Below are 20,320 nucleotides of genomic sequence, written 5' to 3'. Positions count from 1 at the left end.
GGGCCCTCAGGGGGCCGCGCTGCGGCGCGGCCCCGAACCGCTACCCTGACCCGTGTCCGGAAGTACCGCGCGCCGAGGGGGAGCTGGGACATGACAGAGGGCACCACCGGGGGCCACTCGCTCGGGCACGGCCGGTACGTGTTGCAGCGGCTGCTCGGACAGGGCGGCATGGCGGCCGTCCACCTGGCCCACGACACGGTGCTGGACCGTCAGGTCGCGGTGAAGACGCTGCACACCGAGCTGGGCCGGGAGGCCTCGTTCAAGGAGCGGTTCCGGCGTGAGGCGCAGGCGGTGGCGCGGCTCCAGCACACCAACATCGTCTCGGTGTTCGACTCCGGCGAGGACGTCGGGCCGGACGGGACGGCGACGCCGTACATCGTCATGGAGTTCGTCGAGGGCCGTTCGCTGAAGGACGTGCTGGACGAGCAGGTGACCACCCGCGGTGCGATGCCGACCGAGCAGGCGCTGAAGATCACCGCGGCGGTGCTGTCGGCGCTGGAGGCCTCGCACGACCAGGGGCTGGTGCACCGCGACATCAAGCCGGCGAACGTGATGGTGTCCACCAAGGGCGTCGTCAAGGTGATGGACTTCGGCATCGCGCGGGCCCTGCAGTCCGGGGTGACGTCGATGACGCAGACCGGCATGGTGGTCGGCACCCCGCAGTACCTGTCGCCGGAGCAGGCGCTCGGCAAGAGCGTGGACGCCCGCTCCGATCTGTACTCGGTGGGCTGCATGCTGTTCGAGCTGCTCAGCGGGCAGTTGCCGTTCGACGGCGACTCGGCGTTCTCGATTGCGTACAAGCACGTGCAGGAGACTCCGCCGGCGCCGTCCACGCTGAACCCGGCGGTGACGCCCGCGGTGGACGCGCTGGTGGCGCAGGCGTTGCGCAAGGACCCGGCGCACCGGTTCCCGACGGCGGAGGCGATGCGCGAGGAGGTGGAGCGGGTCGCGTCGGGCGAGCAGGGCAACACGCCGCTGCAGGCGTCCACCCCGCTGGTGATCGGCGAGGGGCCGCGGTCGGTGCACGCCGCGCCGTCGCTGACCAACTTCCCGCCGGTGACCGGCGCCACCCCGCCGCCGCAGATGCCGCCGCAGCCGTACCCGCCCGCGCCCGGGCCGCAGACCCCGCCGCCGTACGGGCAGCCGCATTTCCAGAAGGCGCCGCAGACGCCGCCGCCGTTCCCGCAGCCGCAGTTCCAGCAGGGCTTCCCGCAGGCCACGCCCCCGCCGTTCCCGCAGGTCACCCCGCCGCCGTTCCCGCAGCAGCCGATGCCGGGGCCGCCGACCGGTCCGATGGTGATGCCGTACGCGCCGCCCGCGAACAACAGCAACGGCTGTTCGACCGCGCTGATCGTGGTCGGCGTGATCGTCGGTGTGGTGATTCTCGCCATCGTCATCGTGGCGATCGCGGTGGCCGGCTCCACCACGAGCACGACCTACTGAGCCAGGCCCGCAAGCCCTGCTCGAACTCGGCTTCGGGCCGGGCTCGCAGCGCTCGCTGTGAGCCCCGCACACGCCGTCCCGTGCCACACCGGCGGGCGCGAGACGGTAGCGTGCTGAGGACGGAACCGACAGGGCGAACGCGCGCCGAGCGAGTGCCCGGGGCGAGGAGCGATGGGTCAGAGCGAACGACCGGACGACGGCCGGGCGGACCAGCGGGACGTACCCGCCCAGTACGGGCATGACGAGGACTACGGCCGGGCCGACGAGATCACCGGGCCGACCGAGGTGCTCCCGGTCGGGTCCGCAACTCCCGGGCGGGGCAGCGCGGTTCCCTTCCCCACCGTCGGGGACGGCCGCTACCGGCTGACCGGGCGGCTGGGCCGCGGCGGCATGGCCGAGGTGTTCGCCGCCCAGGACCTCCGGCTGGGCCGCACCGTGGCGGTGAAACTGCTGCGCTCCGAACTCGCCGAGGACGACACCGCCCGCCTGCGCTTCACCCGCGAGGCGCACTCGGTGGCCGCGCTCAACCACCACTCGATCGTCGCGGTCTACGACACCGGCGAGGAACAGCAGGGCGCGGATTCCACCCCGTACATCGTGATGGAGCTGGTCGAGGGCCGGACGGTCCGCGAGCTGCTGGTCGACGAGGAGGCGCCGCCGGTCGATCAGGCGCTGATCATCACCGCCGGCGTGCTGGAGGCACTGGCCTACAGCCACCAGCACGGCATCGTGCACCGGGACATCAAGCCCGCCAACGTCATCATCACCAACGGCGGCGCGGTCAAGGTGATGGACTTCGGCATCGCCCGCGCGCTGACCGGCGCGGCCACCACCATGACGCAGACCGGCATGGTGATGGGCACCCCGCAGTACCTGTCGCCGGAGCAGGCCCTCGGCAAGGCCGTCGACCACCGCTCCGACCTGTACGCGGCCGGCTGCATGCTGTACGAACTGCTCACCCTGCGGCCGCCGTTCGTCGGCGAGACCCCACTGGCGGTGGTGTACCAGCACGTCCAGGACGCGCCGGTGCCGCCGTCCCGGGCGAACGACCGGGTGCCGCCGCAGCTGGACGCGCTGGTGCTGCGGGCGCTGGAGAAGAACCCGGACGACCGGTTCCAGAGCGCCGACGAGTTCCGCGCGCACGTGCAGCACGCGCTGCGGCAGCTGCACGGCGCGGCCGCCGCGGGCTGGGCGCCGGGTGCTGCGGGCCTGGCGGCGGGCGCCGGGGGCGGCGGCTGGGACCACTCGGCCGGTGCCGTCACGACCACCGAGCCGCTCGACCTGGTCGGCGACGGGGCCGCCATGACCGAGGCCCTGCCGTACCCGATGGCCGCGGCGTACCAGACGCCCCCGCGCCCGTACCCGGGCGTCGGCGGCGGCAACGGCGGCGACGGCGAGGACCCGGACGAGCGGCCGCGCCGCAACCCGTGGGGCTGGGTGCTGGGCGCGGTCGCCCTGGTGCTGGCCGCCACCATCGGGGTGGCGCTGGCCCTGACCGCCAACCACGACAACAAGGACCGGACGCCGTCCACGGACACGTCCGTCCATGTCACCGACAGTCCGTCCGCCGACCTGCCGACGGAGCGGCCCACCAGCGCCCCGCCGACCCGCAGCCAGGGCACCGGCCACCAGCAGGAGACGCCGAGCTGGTCGCCGTCGCCCAGCGCCTCCGCCTCGCCCAGCGCCTCGGCCTCGGCCAGCGCGTCGCACTCGGCGAAGCCGTCGTCCTCGGCCTCGGCCAGCACCCCGACCGGGGAGAAGAGCTCGCCGTCCGCCAGTTCGAGCGGGGGCACCTCGCCCAAGCCGAGCTCCAGCGCCGGGGCGGTGCAGGCGCCGGCCGGCTGACGGGGGCTGCGGGCAGGTCAGTTGGCGAACGCGTCCATGACCTGCTCGTAGTCCTGGCACCACCAGGTGAGCTGCCCGGCGGAGGCCGGGAACAGCGGGTCGGCCCGGTGGTCGTGGCGCTGGTAGTGCCACTGCAGCATCCACAGGTCGTTCAGCCGCTCCCACCACACCCGGTGCACCGCGGCGGCGACCTGTTCGGCGTTCGCGGCGCCGGTCGCCCGGTAGGCGCGCGCCCAGTGCCGGACCCGGACCAGGTCCAGGACGCCGGTGGTGCGGTCGTTGAAGAGCAGGGTGGCGGCCCGCACCGCCTCCTCGGCGACCGGGTGCGGGGCGAGCTTGTCCCAGTCCAGGACGGCGCTGACGGCGTCGCCCCGGTAGAGCACGTTCAGGCCGTGGAAGTCGCCGTGGCACCAGCCGACGGGCGGCGCGTCGGTCGGGCCGGGGCGGCGGTGGCGGTGCACGGCGAGCAGTTCCAGCCGTTCGGTCAGGCGCTGCTCGGCGAGCCGGTCGAACGCGCCGTACGGGCGGTGCGCCCGGGCCAGGTCGCGCAGTTCGAGGACGATCCGCTCGGTCTCCTCGGTCTCGGAGCTGAGCACCGCGTCCGGCTGGCGCAGCGGGGCGCAGACTTCGCGGAGTGCGCCGTGCAGTGCTCCCAACAGGCTGCCGAGTTCGCCGCACCGGACGGGGTCGAGTTCGGTGCCGTGCCGGTGGTTCCCGGGCACCCACGGGTAGAGCGCGAACAGCCGGCCGCCGTAGGCGGTGACGGTCCGGCCGTCCCGGTTGGCGAGCGGCGGCGGCACCGGCAGGCCGCGGGCGGCCAGTTCGGCGGTGGCGCGGTGCTGGCCGAGAACTGCGGACCGGCCGGCGGTGGCCCGGTCGACGTAGCACTTCAGGAAGTAGTGGGCGCCGTCGGCGGTGGCGATCCGATAGCCGCGGTTGAGCAGTCCTTCCGCCACCGGCACCACCGCGTCGGGCGGTGCGGTGCGGTAGGCCTGCAGGACCCCGGCCACGGCGGCGTGTGGGACCGGGGGGCTGAGAGTGCCGGTGGGAGGAGCGGTGGTGTCCGGGCGGGCCGGTGCGAGGGAGATGGTCTGACCGTGCGTCACGGGGCAGAGCGTATAACTCGGCGTGATAGCGACTTGACAGAGTGTATTCGCCGTGATCTCAGTGCTGCTGGTCGGATCGGCGGCGCGCCACGTACGCGGCGACCTGGGTGCGGCGCTCCATCCCCATCTTCGCGAGCAGGCTGCTGACGTAGTTTTTTACGGTTTTCTCGGCCAGGTGCAGCTCATTGCCGATCTGCCGATTCGTCATGCCCTCGCCGATCAGATCGAGGATGCGGCGCTCCTGTTTCGTCAACTGCGCGATTCGCTCGTCCTCCTTCTCGCCGCCGTCGCGGAGCCGGGCCAGCACCCGGCTGGTGGCGACCGGGTCGAGCAGGGATTTGCCGGCCGCGACGTCGCGCACCGCGGAGAGCAGGTCGGTGCCGCGGATCGCTTTCAGGACATATCCCGAGGCGCCCGCCATGATCGAGTCGAACAGCGCCTCGTCGTCGGAGAAGGAGGTGAGCATCAGGCATTTCACCGACGGGTACTGGGAGCGGATCTCCCGGCACACCTCGACCCCGTTCCCGTCGGGAAGTCGGACGTCCAGCACCGCCACATCGGGGTGGACCACCGGAATCCGGTTGAGCGCCTCGGCGGCCGTGCCCGCCTCGCCGACCACCTCGATGTCGCCCTCCATCGAGAGCAGGTCGTGCACGCCGCGTCGGACCACTTCGTGATCATCGAGGAGAAACACCCGGATATGTCCGTTATCTGTCATTTGCAAAGCGTCGCACAAATCGATGGGCGTTACCCCCTTTCGCAGCGGGCGCTGCCCGGATACCGTGCGCTGGTGTCCTGACCGGAAGGTAAGCCGCGTCACATCGTCGGTTTCCGCACCGGACAACAACTAGGACGTCCTAGCGCAAGAGCGCCAAGGGGTGCCGCTGGGTAACGTTCTCGTGAGGGACGCCGTCGGAAAGGGAACACCGCCTACCCGCACTGGCGCGCACACCCACGCGCGCGAGCCGGGAGGGCGACCGGACCGGCCACCGGCGACCCCGGGCGGCCGGACAGACCGAGGGAGTGAACGTGACCGTCAAAAGCACGGCGAGGGCGCGCAAGAAGGCAGCCCCCGGCGTCCCTGACAAAAGCAGTGCCGGCTCCGCCGCGCCTGAGCTCGTCCAGTTGCTCACGCCGGAGGGCGACCGGGTCGAGCACCCGGACTTCCCGCTCACCGTGACGCCCGAGGAACTGCGCGCGCTCTACCGTGACCTGGTACTGGTGCGGCGTTTCGACGCCGAGGCCACCTCACTCCAGCGGCAGGGCGAACTCGGCCTGTGGGCTTCGCTGTTGGGCCAGGAGGCCGCCCAGGTCGGCTCCGGCCGGGCGATGCGCCCCGGCGACTACGCCTTCCCCACCTACCGTGAGCACGGCGTGGCCTGGTGCCGCGACGTCGACCCGCTGAACCTGCTCGGCATGTTCCGCGGCGTGAACAACGGCGGCTGGGACCCGAACGAGAAGAACTTCCACCTCTACACCATCGTGATCGGCGCGCAGACCCTGCACGCCACCGGCTACGCGATGGGCATCACCAAGGACGGCGCGGACGACGCGGTGATCGCCTACTTCGGCGACGGCGCCTCCAGCCAGGGCGACGTCAACGAGGCCTTCACCTTCGCCTCGGTCTACAACTCGCCGGTGGTGTTCTTCTGCCAGAACAACCAGTGGGCGATCTCCGAGCCCACCACCGTGCAGACCCGCATCCCGCTGTACCGCCGCGCCTCCGGCTTCGGCTTCCCCGGCGTCCGGGTCGACGGCAACGACGTGCTGGCCTGCCTCGCGGTCACCCGCTGGGCGCTGGACCACGCCCGTACCGGCCAGGGCCCGGTGCTGGTCGAGGCGTTCACCTACCGGATGGGCGCGCACACCACCTCCGACGACCCGACCCGCTACCGGCAGACCGAGGAGACCGAGTCCTGGAAGGCCAAGGACCCGATCCTGCGGCTGAAGGCCCACCTGGAGAAGGAGGGCCTCGCCGACGAGGCGTTCTTCGCCGAGGTCGAGGCCGAGAGCGAGAAGCTGGGCCTGCGCGTCCGTGAGGGCGTCCGTTCGATGCCCGACCCGGACCCGACCCTGATCTTCGACCACGTCTACACCGAGCAGCATCCGCTGGTGGACGAGGAACGCGCCGAGTACGAGGCGTACGCCGCCTCCTTCGAGGGGGAGCAGCACTGATGGCAGGCCAGCTCAGCATCGCCAAGGCGCTCAACGAAGCGCTCCGCAAGTCGCTGGAGAACGACCCGAAGACCGTCCTGATGGGCGAGGACATCGGCAAGCTCGGCGGCGTCTTCCGCATCACCGACGGCCTGCAGAAGGACTTCGGCGACGACCGGGTGATCGACACCCCGCTCGCCGAGTCCGGCATCGTGGGCACCGCCATCGGCCTCGCGCTGCGCGGCTACCGCCCGGTGGTGGAGATCCAGTTCGACGGCTTCGTGTACCCGGCCTTCGACCAGATCGTCTCCCAGCTCGCCAAGATGCACGCCCGTGCGCTCGGCCACGTCAAGATGCCGGTCACCGTCCGCATCCCGTTCGGCGGCGGCATCGGCGCGGTGGAGCACCACAGCGAGTCGCACGAGGCGTACTTCGCGCACACCGCCGGCCTGCGGGTGGTCAGCCCGTCCAACGCGCACGACGCGCACTGGATGCTGCGCCAGGCCATCGAGTCGGACGACCCGGTGATCTTCCTCGAGCCCAAGCGCCGCTACTGGGACAAGGGCGAGGTCGGCGAGGACCCGATGCTGCCGCTGCACTCGGCGCGCATCGTCCGGCCCGGCACCGACGCCACGCTGATCGCCTACGGGCCGATGGTGAAGGTCTGCCAGGAGGCCGCGAAGGCCGCCGAGGAGGACGGCCGCCACCTCGAGGTGGTCGACCTGCGCTCGCTGTCGCCGATCGACTTCCCCACCCTGGAGGAGTCCCTCAGGCGCACCGGCCGCGGCATCGTGGTGCACGAGGCCCCGGTCTTCCTCGGCCTGGGCGCGGAGCTCGCCGCCCGGCTCACCGAGCGCTGCTTCTACCACCTGGAGGCCCCGATCCTGCGGGTCGGCGGCTACCACGCCCCGTACCCGCCGTCGCGGGTCGAGGAGACCTACCTGCCCGACCTGGACCGTGTGCTCGACGCCGTCGACCGCGCGCTCGCGTACTGAACCGGGGAGCGAAGATGACCACTGACACCTCCTCGCTCCGCGAGTTCAAGATGCCCGACGTGGGCGAGGGACTCACCGAGGCCGAGATCCTCACCTGGTACGTCAAGCCGGGCGACACCGTCACCGACGGGCAGGTCGTCTGCGAGGTGGAGACCGCCAAGGCCGCGGTCGAGCTGCCGATCCCGTTCACCGGGGTGGTCGAGGCGCTGCACTTCCCGGCGGGCGCCACCGTGGACGTCGGCACCGCGATCATCGCGGTGGCCGTCGCCGGCGCCGCCCCGGCCGAAGCGGCGCCCGCGCCCGCTGCCGCCGCGCCCGCCGCGGCGGAGGCCGAGCCCGAGCCCGAGCCCGAGCGCCGCGAGGTGCTGGTCGGCTACGGCCCGCGCACCGGTTCGGTGCAGCGCCGGGCCCGCCGCACCAACGGCGCGACCGCTGCCGCGCCGGCCGCCCCCGTCGCGCCCGCCGTGCCGGTGGCTCCCGCCGTGCCGGTGGCTCCCGCCGTGCCGGTGGCTCCCGCCGCGCCGGTCGCCCCGGTCGCCCCGGTCGCCCCGGCGGCCGTCGTCGCGGAGGGCGAGCGCCCGCTGGCCAAGCCGCCGGTGCGCAAGCTCGCCAAGGACCTCGGCATCGACCTGCGCACCGTGCGGCCCACCGGCCCGAACGGCGTGATCACCCGCGAGGACGTGCACGCCGCGGCCTCCGCCACCGTCGAGGCGGTCGTCGAACCGGCCGCCGCGCCGGTCGCCCCACAGGCCGTTGCGGCGCCGGTCGAGCAGCCGGCGCTGCCGGTGCCGTCCGCGGCCGGGGACGTCCGGGTGCCGGTCAAGGGCGTCCGCAAGGCCACCGCGCAGGCGATGGTGGCCTCGGCGTTCACCGCGCCGCACGTCACCGAGTTCGTCCAGGTCGACGTGACCCGGACGATGAAGCTGGTGCGCAAGCTCAAGGAGAGCGGCGAACTGGGCGCCGGGGTGCGGGTCAGCCCGCTGCTGCTGGTCGCCAAGGCGCTGCTCACCGCGATCAAGCGGCACCCGGAGATCAACGCCAGCTGGGACGAGGCCGCCCAGGAGATCGTCATCAAGGGCGCGGTGAACCTCGGCATCGCCGCGGCCACCCCGCGCGGGCTGATCGTCCCGAACATCAAGGACGCCGGCGCCAAGACCCTCTCCCAGCTGGCCGTCTCGCTCGGCGAGCTGGTGGAGACCGCGCGGCAGGGCAAGACCTCCCCGGCGGACATGGCCGGCGGCAGCGTCACCATCACCAACGTCGGCGTGTTCGGCGTCGACACCGGCACCCCGATCCTCAACCCCGGCGAGGCCGCCATCCTGGCCTTCGGCGCGGTGCGGGAGCTGCCCTGGGTGCACAAGGGCAAGGTGGTGCCGCGCCAGGTCACCACGCTGGCGCTGTCCTTCGACCACCGGCTGGTGGACGGCGAGCTCGGCTCCAAGGTGCTGGCGGACGTCGCCGCCGTCCTGGAGTACCCGAAGCGCCTGATCACCTGGGGCTGATCCGCCCCGGCCGTCCGGGCCCCGCTCCGTCCGCGGAGCGGGGCCCGGTGCGTTCCGCCGCTCCGCGGGCCGAGCGGGCCCGGGCCGCACCGCCCGTCAGGCCCGGGCGGTGCGCCAGGCGGCGTGTGCCAGGGTGTGGAAGGCCTCGCTGTCGGAGCGGTCCAGGCCGAGCGCGCCGGCCAGCAGCGCGGCGGTGGCCGGGCGCGGGCCGGCTGTGCCGCGTTCCAGGTCGGACAGGGTGCGGATGCCCAGACCCGCCTTGACGGCCAGCTCCTGCTGGGTGAGCCGGGCCCCCTGCCGAAGTGTCCGCAGAGCCTGTCCGAAAGCCCTGCGCGGGTCCGTGTCCGACCCGTTCTCCATATCCGCCGCCTTTCCCCCCGGGTGTTCCCGTTCGGCAGGGTATCCCGCCGAACGGCAGATCGTTCGCCGTTTCCAACTGTGCTGGGGGCATACGGATTTGGCTGCTCCGATCGTTCTCCTCCGGTGATTTTTCGGTGATGTTCGAGGCGTTCCGGGGCGGGGCGTGCATTGCGCCACCCGAGGGCATTTCGCGTCGGTGGCGCCGGGCCCGGGGCGGCGATGGGTACGTCTGTGCGACCAGCCACCCGCGCAGTCAGGCCGGGTGCCGTCGCAGCGAGGATTCCCGCGTATGCCGCCTGGTGCCCCCGGTCCTGTGATGCGTTCCGCGGCTGCCGTGCTGCTGGCCGGCGCCGCCGTGCTGCCCGTCGTGGTGGAGCTGGCCTCGCCCTCGCCGTCCACCGCGATAGGCCCGCCGCTGCCGGGGCCGGACCGGGCCGCGCCGCCCGTCGCCCGTCCCGACCTGCGGGCCCCCGGCGCGCCGGCCGTCGATCTGCGGCTGTCCGGCGACCCGGCCAACCGGATCACCCTGGTGCTGCTGGGCGACGGCTACACGGCGGCCCAGCAGCAGCTGTTCCACGACCAGGCGGACCGGGCCTGGCGCGCGCTGCTCGACATCGAGCCGTTCCGCACCTACCAGGGGTTCTTCAACATACGACGGATCGACGTGGTCTCCCCGGTGGCCGGGATAGCCGAGAGCGAGAGCGCCGGGAAGTCCCCCGTCACCCCGCTGGGCATGCACTTCTGGTGCGAGGGCACCGCCCGCCTGCTGTGCGCGGACGAGGACGCCACCGCCCGCTGGGCCGGGCAGGGCGAGGGCCCGCAGTACCTGATCGCGCTGGCCAACTCGACCGAGTACGGCGGGGCCGGCGGCACCGGGGTGACCACGCTGGCCGGCGGCAGCCCGGACGCCGGGCGGATCATCCAGCACGAGATAGGCCACACGGTCGGCGCGCTGGGCGACGAGTACGACAGCGCCCCGAGCGACCCGGACTACCCGAACCTGTCCCTGGTGGACGCCGACGAGATGGCGCACGACAAGGCCAAGTGGTGGCGCTGGCTGGGCGCGGTCTCGCCGGACGGCGGCGGCCCGGTGGGCGCCTACCGCAGCGCCAACGGGCTGTACCGGCCGACCGAGGACTCGGTGATGCGCACCCTCGGCGGGACGTACAACCTGCCGTCCCGGGAGGCGATCCTGGAGCAGCTGTACCGCCGGGTGAAGCCCGCCGACGCCCCCGAACCCGCTCCCGGGCAGGTGACGGGCCTGCCCAAGCTGCACGTGCGGCCGCTGGCCCTGACCGGCCCGCGCCAGCTGCGGATCACCTGGTCGGTGGACGGGAAGCCGGTGGACGCCGGCACCGCGGACGGCACCTGGCTGGACACCGCCGCGCTCGGGCTGTCGCCGGGCCACCGGCACACCGTCACCGCGACCGTCCAGGACACCACCGACTGGGTGCGCGACGAGGCCTTCCGCAACCAGTACATGACCAGCACGGTGAGTTGGACGGTCTCCGGCTGAGCGGCGCTGCGGCGGTTTTGAGTCGTTTCGTACCCTGGCGAAAACATCAGGTGATGGGATGACTAGCCTGATTGCACTATGAGCGTGGACCCCGCCCCGACCGCACCGTCCCTGTCCGTACCCGCTCCCCGCCGCGCCGGCGATCCCCCTGCCGCCGGATTCCCCGCCGCCGTCCTGCACCCGCCGGGCGGGCGCGCCGCCTGGCTCGCCTGGTCGGTCGGCGTCAGCGTCTACGTCCTCGCCGTGGTGCACCGCACCAGCCTCGGCGTGGCCGGGCTGGATGCCGCCGCCCGGTTCGGCATCGGCGCCTCCGCCCTGTCCACCTTCTCCATCCTGCAGGTCCTGGTGTACGCCGGGATGCAGATCCCGGTCGGCCTGCTGGTCGACCGGATCGGCCCGCGCCGGGTGCTGGTGCTGGGCGCGGCCCTGATGAGCGTCGGCCAGCTGGCGTTCGCGTTCTCCACCGCGTTCGCGCCCGCGCTGGCCTCCCGGGCGGTGCTCGGCTGCGGCGACGCGATGACCTTCATCAGCGTGCTGCGGATCGCCGCCCGCTGGTTCCCGGCCGCCCGCAACCCGTTCGTCGCCCAGCTCACCGGACTGGCCGGCATGGGCGGCAACCTGATCACCACTGTGGTGCTCGCGCAGGCGCTGCACACGGCCGGCTGGAGCAGCACCTTCGGCATCATCGCGCTCACCGGCGTGCCGGTGCTGCTCGCCGTGCTGGCGCTGCTGCGGGAGGCCCCGCCCGGCACGCCCGCCCCGGCGCCGCAGCAGGGCGGCGGCCGACTGCCGGTCGGCCGGCTGGTCCGGGCCGCCTGGGCCGAGCCCGGCACCCGGCTCGGCCTGTGGGTGCACTTCACCACGGCGTTCCCGGCGTCCGCGTTCGGCCTGCTGTGGGGGCTGCCCTACCTGGTCGAGGGCCAGGGCATGTCCCGGGCCGGCGCGGGAGGCATGCTCAGCCTGCTGGTGCTCAGCAGCATGGCGTTCGGCCTGCTGTTCGGCCGGCTGATCTCCCGCTCGGCCGCGCTGCGGCTGCCGGTCGCCTTCACCGTGCTGGGCGCCACCGCGCTCTGCTGGGCCGTCACCCTCGCCTGGCCGCACGGCCGGCCGCCGCTGTGGCTGCTGGTGGTGCTGATCGTGGTGATGGGCAGCAACGGCCCGGCCTCGCTGATCGGCCTCGACTACGCCCGCGCCCACAACCCGGCCGAGCGGATGGGCACCGCGTCCGGCATCGCCAACATGGGCGGCTTCATCGGCTCGATGATCACCCTGCTGGGCATCGGCGTCCTGCTGGACGCGCTGGCCGACCCGGGCAGCGACAGCTACAGCGCGCACGCCTACCAGGTGGCGTTCTGCTTCCAGTTGCTGCCGCTGCTGCTCGGAACGGCGATGATCCTGCGGCTGCGGCGCAAGGTGGCCGCCGCCGAGGGCTGACGGCGGGTCAGGGGGTGCTCGTCAGGTGGGCGAGCACCCGCAGGCCCAGCTCCTGGTCCCCGATCACGTTCACCAGCGCCGTCTCCGGGCGGACCCGGCCGCAGCACAGCCGAACGAAGGTCTGCCAGTCCATCGCCAGTCGCACGTCCGGGTCCGCCGCCGCCGACTCGTCCAGGGTGCCCCGGCCGTGCGCGCCGACCCGCACGGTGCGCTGGAACGGCATCGCGCCCGCCACGTCGAACACCACCGTGCTGCCGATCGGCGCGCCCGCCTCCTTGGCCACCTGCTTCGGCAGCGTCTCGATCAGCAGGTCACGCGTCACCAGGGCGGCCGGGGAGTCCAGGTTGCCGGGCTCCCGCAGCGCCCGGCGCAGGTCCTGCTCGTGCACCCACACGTCGAAGGCGCGCAGCCGCAGCACCGTCGCGTACGGGAGCTCCCGGGCCAGCGGCCCGGCCGGCCAGCGCACCGGGTCGTCCGCGCCGTGGCGGGAGTTGCGCAGCGCCCGCGAGCGGCGGATCACCGTGTACTCCAGCTCGCTGGTGATCTCCACGGAGGTCCAGCAGCGGCGCTTGTCGACCGGCAGCTCCATGTAGCGGGTGAAGTCGTTGCGGACGTGCGGCAGGTCGCGGGGCAACGCGTGGATCGGCCGGGGGTCGCCGAGCATCTCCGACTCGACGCCGATGATGTGCGACACCACGTCGCGCACCGACCAGCCGGGGCACTCGGTGGCCCGGTTCCACGCGTCGGTCGGCAATGGGGCGAGCAGCTCGGATATGGACTCGATCGACTGCGTCCACGCATCGGTGTACGCCTGCACGGTCTGGTTGTCCGTCACGGGTATCTCCGGCCCCTCCGTCGGCTTGCGTCGTCCCACGTCGCCCGGGCTGCCGAGACCTTCGCACGGACGCGCATACGGCACGTTACGCTGCCGGGTGAGAGCAGGGCAGCGCTTTCGGGTGACGATCGTAGGACTCTTGTCGTGGACGGTGGTACTGTGCGCGCTTCATTGATCCAACTCGCGGTCTCGGACGCCGAGCCGGCCGCCGAGCGGCGGGCCAGGGCCGCGGCGCTGGTCCGTGCCCAGGACGGCGCCGACCTGGTGGTGCTGCCCGAGTTGTGGCCGGTCGGCGGCTTCGCCTACGACGCCTGGTCCGACGGCGCCGAACCGCTCGACGGGCCCACCGCCGAGACGATGTCCGCCGCCGCCCGGGCGGTCGGCTGCTGGCTGCACGCCGGCTCGATCGTCGAACGCGACCCCGACGGGCCGATCTACAACACCTCGCTGCTGTTCGCCCCCGACGGCGAACTGGTCCGCACCTATCGCAAGATCCACCGCTTCGGCTTCGACACCGGTGAGGCCGTCGTGATGGGCGCCGGCCAGGAGATCGTCACCGCGGACGCCGGCTTCGCCACCCTGGGCCTGGCCACCTGCTACGACCTGCGCTTCCCCGAACTGTTCCGGGCCCTGCTGGACGCCGACGCCGAACTGCTGGTGATCCCCGCCGCCTGGCCCGCCCGGCGCGCCGAGCACTGGAACCTGCTGGCCCGCGCCCGCGCCGTCGAGGAGCAGGCCTACGTGCTGGCCTGCAACACCGCCGGCACCCACGGCGGCGTCGAACAGGCCGGCCGCAGCCTGGTCGTCGACCCGTGGGGCCGGGTGCTCGCCGAGGCCGGCCCGGACGAGCAGGTGCTCACCGTCGAATTCGACCCCGCCGCCGTCGCTGCCTGCCGGGCCGAATTCCCGGTCCACCGGGACCGGCTGCTCGGCATTCCGGCACCCGTGCAACGCTGACATTTCGACGCACATCGCCGTACCTTGGTCCGGATTGACCATTCCGGGGTAATCTGTGCGCGTTTTTGGGAGCTGGGTCGGGCCGCGGTCGGTCCGATCCGGAGAGGGGGTGGCCATGACCGACGAGGGACCGGGGAGCGGCCGTGCCCTGATCCGGCGCAACAGTCTCCGCGAGCAGATCTCCGACGCCCTGCGCGACGAGATGATGTCCGGCCGGCTGCCCGCCGGCCGCAACTTCACCGTCAAGGAGATCGCCGACGTCTACGGCGTCTCCGCCACCCCCGCCCGGGAAGCCCTGGTCGACCTCACCGCCCAGGGCCTGCTGGTCAGCGAACCCCACCGCGGCTTCACCGTCCCCGAATTCACCTGGGAAGACTTCCTGGAGATCTTCGAAGCCCGGGCCCTGCTCACCGACAACGCGCTGCGCCACCTCGGCAACCGCGAGCACCCCTACGACTGGACCCGGACGGCGTCGCTGCGCCGCCGCGCCGCCGCCGCCACCCGCGCCGCCAGGGCCGGCCACCTCGACGTGATGGTCGGCTGCGACCTGCGGTTCTGGCAGGAGGCCGCGGCCGTCCTGTGCAACGAGCGGATCGCCGACTACCTCGGCTGGCTGCGGGTCCAGTCCTGGATGTTCGCCGCCCCGCACCTGCGGGCCGTCGGCGACCTGGCCGGCGTCTGCTGGGACCGGCACGGCGAACTCGTCGACCGGATCGAGGCCCGCGACCACGACGGCGCCCGACGGATGGTCAACCACCACAACCTGTTCACCGTCGAACTGCTCGCCGGGCTGCTCGGCCGATCGCTCGACGGGGTCTCCGTGCTGCGGCTGCTGCGCGAACCGGCCGCTCCCGAGGTGCCGCCGGCCCCGCCGGTCGCGGACCCGGGCCCGCCCCAACCACCGCACGGCACGGTCGGGTTGGGGCAGGTCCCGCTGCCCAGGTTCGTGCCGTCCGGCCGGTACACCCGGTCGTTCCGGCCGGGGCGCGGGGAGCCCGCCGCGGGCCGGTAGGGTTGGGGCCCATTGCCCCGCCCGACCGAGAGGATGAGCCGGCCCATGGCCTGCGACCTCTGGCTCGTCCCGCTCGTGGACGTGCTCGCCCAGAGCCCCGAGAACCCGTTCCGGGACGACCTCGACCGCTACAACGGGGTGCTCGCCCAGCACGGGCTGCCGCCCGTCCCGGTCCACCCCTACGTCCACGGCCTCTCCGGAGACGTCGAGACGATAGCCGCGTTCGACTACGACTCGCTCCACTTCCTGCGTCGCGCCTACCTGTTGGGGCTCACCGGCTTCGAGGTGACACCGGTGGACGCGCTCGGCAGCGACTACGAACAACTCCTGGAGATGTTCGAGGCCACCGCCGAACAGTCGCACCTGGTCTGGCACTTCGACCACGCCGGGGCGTACGTCCCGGTCGACTTCCCGGTCCCGCTGGTCGCGGACGAACTCCTCGCCGCGGGCGGGCCGTTGGGCTCCTCGCACGGTCTGGTCCGGGAACTCCAGGCGGTCGCCCCGCTGTTGGGCATCGACCCGCTCAACCCTCCGGCCCCCACCCGCCCGCTGGGCCCCACCCAGCTGGAACAGTCCTTCGGCCCCCCGATCGACGACTTCCAGCACCCCTTCGCGAGGGAGCGCCACGCGTGGGCCGGCCTGTGGTCGGCGGCGACGCGGAGTGTGGCACAGGCCTCGATGGTCGTCTTCGCGTAGGAGGACGACCGGGAGGCATCCCCGCGCGCCCCTGGTCCGCCGCCTGCCCGTGCAGTCCCTGCCGGTTGACCGACTAGCGCAGGGGTCCCTCCGGGGGACGCTGGCGCGGCATGGTCGGCCGGGTGCCCGGCGGAGGCAGGACGCGGACCTGGGCGCCGGCCCCGACCTCGTTGCGGCCGCCCCAGCTGCCCGGGGCCTGGGTGGGGAGCTGGCTCATGCCGGCGCGGAATTCGAGCATCCACTCCGAGGTCTCGGTGCGGACCATGTCGGAGATGTCCTCGCAGAAGCGTCGCAGCACGCCGAGGCAGCGTTCGGCGGCCTCGCCCGCGGTGCCCTCGGTGGGGCCGAGGACCTCGCGGACGCACTCCGAGGCCCAGTCGAACTGGAAGGCCTCCAGGCGGCGTTGGAGCGCCTGCGAGGTGGAGACGTCGCGCATCCAGCCGGAGGTGAGCCCGAAGGCGCGGTCGGCGATCAGCGAGGCGGCGGCGAGCGCCAGGCCGGCGTAGCCCCACTCCAGGGCGTGCGGGAGGACGCCGGTGAGGGAGACGATCGGGGCGGTGACGCCGCCGACGGCGAAGACGCCGGAGGTGAAGCGGAGCAGGCGGGCCCAGCGGCGCTTCCAGACCCGGTCGCGGCGGTACCACTCGATGGCCTCGACGGCGCGCTCCTCCGACCAGCGGTAGAGCTCCTCGAGGCGTTCGGCGGGCTCGCCCCAGTCGCCGAGCGGGAATTGGCGGGCGCTCAGATCGGTGCGGCGGCGGGTGGGGATCCGTCCGCCGGAACCCGGGACGGGGTGGTCGTCATCGGCGACCTCTTTGCCCCAAGGACTCTCCTCGGGCTGCATTTCCGGCTGGCTCACCTGTGGCGCTCCCTGTGGCGGGGTGACTGCGGAGGCCCGGCGGGTACCGGGACTGATCGGTGCGGACATTGTTCGGTTCGGGCATGGCGGAGCCGCCCATGGTGCCGTGCCCGGCATGCGGCCGGGTCCTTGTCCAACAGCACTTCTTACCGCCAAATGGCTGATCGTGTGGGCGCTTCCGCAGTGATCGTTATGTGATTTCACCTCCGGATGCCAAGGTCGGAGGGTTGTACTGCCCGGCCGGATTTCACCCGTCCGAGCGAGGTGAACCGGGGCCGTCGGTGTGACTGCGCAGCCGTTCGACCATCACCTGTGTGTTCCTACCGGTGGAGCGTGCCGGATTCGCCCGGTTGTTGGAGCTTCGTACGGAGCCGCCGACGGTGCGGAACGGGCCACCGACTAGGCTTCCGGTCGTGAAGGTCCTCGTCATCGGCGGCGGCGCCCGCGAACACGCCCTGTGCCGCTCCCTGTCCCAAGATCCCGCTGTCACCGAGCTGCACTGCGCCCCGGGCAACGCCGGGATCGCGCGGGTGGCCACCCTGCACCCGGTCGACCAGCTGGACGGCGCCGCGGTCACCGCGCTGGCCCAGGAACTGGGCGCCGACCTGGTGGTGGTCGGCCCGGAGGCCCCGCTGGTGGCCGGTGTCGCCGACCCGCTGCGGGCGGCCGGCATCCCGGTGTTCGGCCCGAGCGCCGAGGCCGCGCAGCTGGAGGGCTCCAAGGCCTTCGCGAAGGACGTGATGGCCGGGGCCGGCGTCCCGACCGCGCGGTCCTACGTCTGCACCACCGAGCAGGAGGCCGCCGAGGCGCTGGACGCGTTCGGCGCCCCGTACGTGGTGAAGGACGACGGCCTGGCGGCCGGCAAGGGCGTCGTGGTCACCGAGGACCGCGCCGCCGCGCTGGAGCACGCCAAGGGCTGCGACCGCGTGGTGATCGAGGAGTACCTGGACGGCCCGGAGGTGTCGCTGTTCGCGATCACCGACGGCACCACGGTGCTGCCGCTGGTCCCCGCCCAGGACTTCAAGCGCGCGCTGGACGGCGACCAGGGCCCCAACACCGGTGGCATGGGCGCCTACACCCCGCTGCCGTGGGCCCCCGAAGGCCTGGTCGAGGAGGTGCTGCGGACGGTTCTGCAGCCGACCGTCGACGAGCTGCGCCGCCGCGGCACCCCGTTCTCCGGCCTGCTGTACGCGGGCCTGGCGCTGACCTCGCGCGGCACCCGGGTGGTGGAGTTCAACGCCCGCTTCGGCGACCCGGAGACCCAGGTGGTGCTGGCCCGGCTGCGCACCCCGCTGGCCGGCGTGCTGCTCGCCGCCGCCGACGGCACGCTGGCCGAGCTGGAGCCGCTGCGCTGGGACGAGGGCGCCGCGGTCACCGTGGTGATGGCCTCCGAGGGCTACCCGGCGAACCCGCGCACCGGCGACCCGATCGAGGGCCTGGACGAGGCGGAGGCCGACGGCACCGCGTTCGTGCTGCACGCCGGCACCCGGACGGGCGCCGCCGGCGAGGTGCTCACCGCGGGCGGCCGGGTGCTGTCCGTCACCGCCACCGGCGCCGACCTCGCCGAGGCCCGGGCCAAGGCGTACGCGGGCCTGGCGAAGATCTCCTTCAAGGGCGCCCAGCACCGCACCGACATCGCGGCCGTGGCCGCGCAGTAGGACGCGCAGTAAAGAGGAGTGCCCGCGGGGCGCTGCGCCCGGACCGACCCGTCCGGACGCAGCGCCCCGCGGTGTTTCCCGAGCCGCGGCGGAGCGGGCCGCAGGCCTAAAAAGCAGTCCTTCGGGTGATCTGTTGGTCATCCTGCTGACGGGGTGCGAGCCCGCGCCGTAGGGTGCGCTGCATCGCGCAGGGGCGGGGGCGCCGGCGCGGGCGCAGCTCGTCGCCACGACGCGCCCGGGGGATGCTGGGAGCGGTGGCGCGCCCCGCCGTGGTGTCACCAGGACGGGTGGTCTCCCCGGAGTTCCGGAACACCCGCCCGTACCGGGGCGTCGAGACTGGCAGGAAAGCGCCACGCGAGTCGCACCACCGGGTTCGGCACCCGCCGCTTCCCGTACCGGAATTGATCGAGTCGAGTCGGCTGCGAAGGGGGTGCCGCGGCGATGGCTGCAGTGGACACCGCACGCGCACGTGCCCGGGCCGTCCTGCGAGTTCGCGGACGGGCCGTGGCCGCCGCCGCGCTGCCCGCCGCCTGCGCGGTGGTGCTGCTGGTCGGGCGGTTCACCGGACGGATAGGCGCCGCCGGGTCACCGGACGCCCCGCTCTGGGACGGCATCCGCTGGGCGGTCGGCGCGGTCGCCGCGGCGACGCTGCTGCTGGCCGCCATGGTGGCCCGCTCGCACCGCCGGGCCGTCCCCCCGGTCACCCCCGCGGTGCCGCTGACCAGGGCGGAGGCACCCGAGCTGTACCGCCTGATCGAGGAGCTCGCCGACCGGCTGGACGTTCCGGCGCCCGCCGCGATCGCGCTCACCCCCGACTGCGACAGCTGGCTGGAGGAGCCGCACCGCCCCGGCCGGCGGGCCGAGCCCGGCGCGCCGGTGCTGGTGATCGGCTCCCCGTTCCTGTGGTGGATGCGGGCCGGTGAGCTGCGCGCCCTGCTGGCCCCCGTGGTGGCCGGCACCGCGGCCGCCGCCGACCCGGACATCGCCGCCGCCCGCCGCTGGCTGCGCACCCTGGACGCCGCGCTCGGCGACCGGCACCGCGGTCCGGCCGCGCTGGTCGGCCGGATCGACCGGCGGCTGCTCGGCGCCTGCCGCGAGCACTCCGCCGAGCTGGAGCACGCCGTCGCCGCGTGGGCGTCCGAGCAGGCCAAGGCCGTCGACTACGGGCTGCGGATCGCCGCCCAGGAACAGGTCGGCCTGGCCTACGCGGGCTGGGACCGGCTGCTCACCCGGGTCGCGCTGCCCGCCTGGCGGCTCGGCCTGCACCCCTCGCACCTGAACGCGGGCGTGGTCGCCGCCCTCACCGAGCTGTCCCGCCGCGACCGGCTCGCCGCCGACGGCTACGAGAACCGGCTCGGCGACCGCCCCGCCTGCGACCTGCTGGAGGAGCCCGGCACGGTGGACGCCCGGGTGTCGCTGCTGGCCGCCGAACTGCTCCACGAGGAACCGCCCGGCGGCTGGCAGCCGCTGGACTGGGACGACTACCCGGAGCAGGTCGTCGACCACGGCTGGCGGGAGAGCGCCGCCGCGCTGCAGACCGCCCTCGGCGACGACCATCCGCACACCGGCCCCGCGCTGGACAAGCTGCTCGCCCGGCTGGCCGCCGGGGAGGCCGAGAACCTGGCGGCCGCACTGGCGGGAGGGGTGGCGCGCGCCGCCGAGGTCGCGCCCCCCTTGCCTCCCGTGCGCAGCGGACGCGACCTGCTGGTCGAGCACCTCACCGCCACCGTCTGCTGCGCGGCGGTGGACGCCGGCACCGCGAGCCCCGGCCTGGACTGGCTGGACGGCCCGGTCCTGCTGTCGCACGCGGCGCCCAGGGCCGCGCTGGCCCCGGCGGTGGCGGCAGCCGCGGAGGCCGGCCAGGACGGTCCGCTGCGGGCCTGGTTGGAACGCGCGGGGGTGCGGCTCGAACGCCCGGTACGGCTTTCCGGCTGAATTTCCGAAAGAT

General features: G+C 73.5%; 17 protein-coding genes. 12 read left to right on the top strand and 5 right to left on the bottom strand.

The features are described 5' to 3' along the window. The first annotated feature begins 90 nt into the window (after positions 1–90). The gene (locus ACIQF6_RS08690) at positions 91–1,443 is read left to right on the top strand and encodes a protein kinase (protein ID WP_400891772.1); all 1,353 of its coding nucleotides are present in this window, start codon (positions 91–93) and stop codon (positions 1,441–1,443) included. A 171-nt stretch (positions 1,444–1,614) separates the two neighbouring features. Beyond that, positions 1,615–3,288: a protein kinase gene (locus ACIQF6_RS08685; RefSeq protein WP_400891770.1), complete on the top strand. Its 1,674-nt coding sequence runs from the start codon at positions 1,615–1,617 to the stop codon at positions 3,286–3,288. Positions 3,289–3,305: 17 nt separating this feature from the next. Here ACIQF6_RS08685 and ACIQF6_RS08680 read toward each other — a convergent pair whose 3' ends face one another. Beyond that, on the bottom strand, positions 3,306–4,394 hold the full coding sequence (locus ACIQF6_RS08680) for a phosphotransferase enzyme family protein (protein ID WP_400891767.1): 1,089 nt from the start codon (positions 4,392–4,394) through the stop codon (positions 3,306–3,308). A gap of 58 nt (positions 4,395–4,452) precedes the next feature. Beyond that, a complete protein-coding gene (locus tag ACIQF6_RS08675; protein ID WP_400892197.1) occupies positions 4,453–5,112 on the bottom strand; it encodes a response regulator in 660 nt (219 codons plus the stop codon). A gap of 311 nt (positions 5,113–5,423) precedes the next feature. On the opposite strand from ACIQF6_RS08675, the gene pdhA reads away from it, so the two are divergent. From pdhA to ACIQF6_RS08660, 3 genes are read left to right on the top strand one after another with little or no spacing between them, the layout of a single operon-like run. Then, positions 5,424–6,569 (top strand): pyruvate dehydrogenase (acetyl-transferring) E1 component subunit alpha, encoded by a 1,146-nt coding sequence (gene pdhA / locus ACIQF6_RS08670; RefSeq protein ID WP_400891765.1) that lies wholly within the window; start codon positions 5,424–5,426, stop codon positions 6,567–6,569. After that, the gene (locus tag ACIQF6_RS08665; RefSeq protein ID WP_400891763.1) at positions 6,569–7,543 is read left to right on the top strand and encodes an alpha-ketoacid dehydrogenase subunit beta; all 975 of its coding nucleotides are present in this window, start codon (positions 6,569–6,571) and stop codon (positions 7,541–7,543) included. Before pdhA ends, ACIQF6_RS08665 begins: the two co-directional genes overlap by 1 nt. Before the next feature lie 14 nt (positions 7,544–7,557). After that, positions 7,558–9,045: a dihydrolipoamide acetyltransferase family protein gene (locus tag ACIQF6_RS08660; protein ID WP_400891761.1), complete on the top strand. Its 1,488-nt coding sequence runs from the start codon at positions 7,558–7,560 to the stop codon at positions 9,043–9,045. A 96-nt stretch (positions 9,046–9,141) separates the two neighbouring features. Here ACIQF6_RS08660 and ACIQF6_RS08655 read toward each other — a convergent pair whose 3' ends face one another. Then, complete coding sequence (locus ACIQF6_RS08655; protein ID WP_400891759.1) at positions 9,142–9,405, bottom strand: helix-turn-helix domain-containing protein; 264 nt, start codon at positions 9,403–9,405, stop codon at positions 9,142–9,144. A gap of 316 nt (positions 9,406–9,721) precedes the next feature. Here ACIQF6_RS08655 and ACIQF6_RS08650 point away from each other — a divergent pair, with 316 nt between their 5' ends. Both ACIQF6_RS08650 and ACIQF6_RS08645 read left to right on the top strand, forming a co-directional pair. Beyond that, positions 9,722–10,921 carry a M64 family metallopeptidase gene (locus tag ACIQF6_RS08650; protein ID WP_400891757.1) on the top strand — a complete coding sequence of 400 codons (1,200 nt, stop codon included), beginning with the start codon at positions 9,722–9,724 and terminating at the stop codon, positions 10,919–10,921. A gap of 78 nt (positions 10,922–10,999) precedes the next feature. Next, on the top strand, positions 11,000–12,355 hold the full coding sequence (locus ACIQF6_RS08645) for an MFS transporter (protein ID WP_400891755.1): 1,356 nt from the start codon (positions 11,000–11,002) through the stop codon (positions 12,353–12,355). Between the two features lie 7 nt (positions 12,356–12,362). Here the strand turns inward: ACIQF6_RS08645 and ACIQF6_RS08640 are convergent, their stop codons facing one another. After that, positions 12,363–13,190: a maleylpyruvate isomerase family mycothiol-dependent enzyme gene (locus ACIQF6_RS08640; protein ID WP_400891753.1), complete on the bottom strand. Its 828-nt coding sequence runs from the start codon at positions 13,188–13,190 to the stop codon at positions 12,363–12,365. Between the two features lie 159 nt (positions 13,191–13,349). Here ACIQF6_RS08640 and ACIQF6_RS08635 point away from each other — a divergent pair, with 159 nt between their 5' ends. From ACIQF6_RS08635 to ACIQF6_RS08625, 3 genes are all read left to right on the top strand, one after another. Continuing rightward, positions 13,350–14,147: a carbon-nitrogen family hydrolase gene (locus tag ACIQF6_RS08635; protein WP_400891751.1), complete on the top strand. Its 798-nt coding sequence runs from the start codon at positions 13,350–13,352 to the stop codon at positions 14,145–14,147. Between the two features lie 115 nt (positions 14,148–14,262). Next, positions 14,263–15,159 (top strand): GntR family transcriptional regulator, encoded by an 897-nt coding sequence (locus tag ACIQF6_RS08630; protein WP_400891749.1) that lies wholly within the window; start codon positions 14,263–14,265, stop codon positions 15,157–15,159. A 45-nt stretch (positions 15,160–15,204) separates the two neighbouring features. After that, positions 15,205–15,855 (top strand): hypothetical protein, encoded by a 651-nt coding sequence (locus ACIQF6_RS08625; protein ID WP_400891746.1) that lies wholly within the window; start codon positions 15,205–15,207, stop codon positions 15,853–15,855. 73 nt (positions 15,856–15,928) lie between these two features. Here the strand turns inward: ACIQF6_RS08625 and ACIQF6_RS08620 are convergent, their stop codons facing one another. Further along, positions 15,929–16,714, bottom strand: a complete 786-nt coding sequence (locus ACIQF6_RS08620; protein ID WP_400891744.1) for an SLATT domain-containing protein — start codon at positions 16,712–16,714, stop codon at positions 15,929–15,931. Between the two features lie 413 nt (positions 16,715–17,127). Here ACIQF6_RS08620 and purD point away from each other — a divergent pair, with 413 nt between their 5' ends. Beyond that, positions 17,128–18,372, top strand: coding sequence for a phosphoribosylamine--glycine ligase (gene purD / locus ACIQF6_RS08615; protein WP_400891742.1), 1,245 nt, complete (start codon positions 17,128–17,130; stop codon positions 18,370–18,372). 441 nt (positions 18,373–18,813) lie between these two features. Then, positions 18,814–20,307 carry a hypothetical protein gene (locus tag ACIQF6_RS08610; protein ID WP_400891739.1) on the top strand — a complete coding sequence of 498 codons (1,494 nt, stop codon included), beginning with the start codon at positions 18,814–18,816 and terminating at the stop codon, positions 20,305–20,307. The last annotated feature ends 13 nt before the right edge of the window (positions 20,308–20,320 follow it).

Source organism: Kitasatospora sp. NPDC092948 (assembly GCF_044754805.1).
Classification (GTDB): Bacteria; Actinomycetota; Actinomycetes; order Streptomycetales; family Streptomycetaceae; genus Kitasatospora.
Note: the sequence above shows the minus strand (reverse complement) of the source record. Positions and strands in the feature narration are given on the sequence as shown.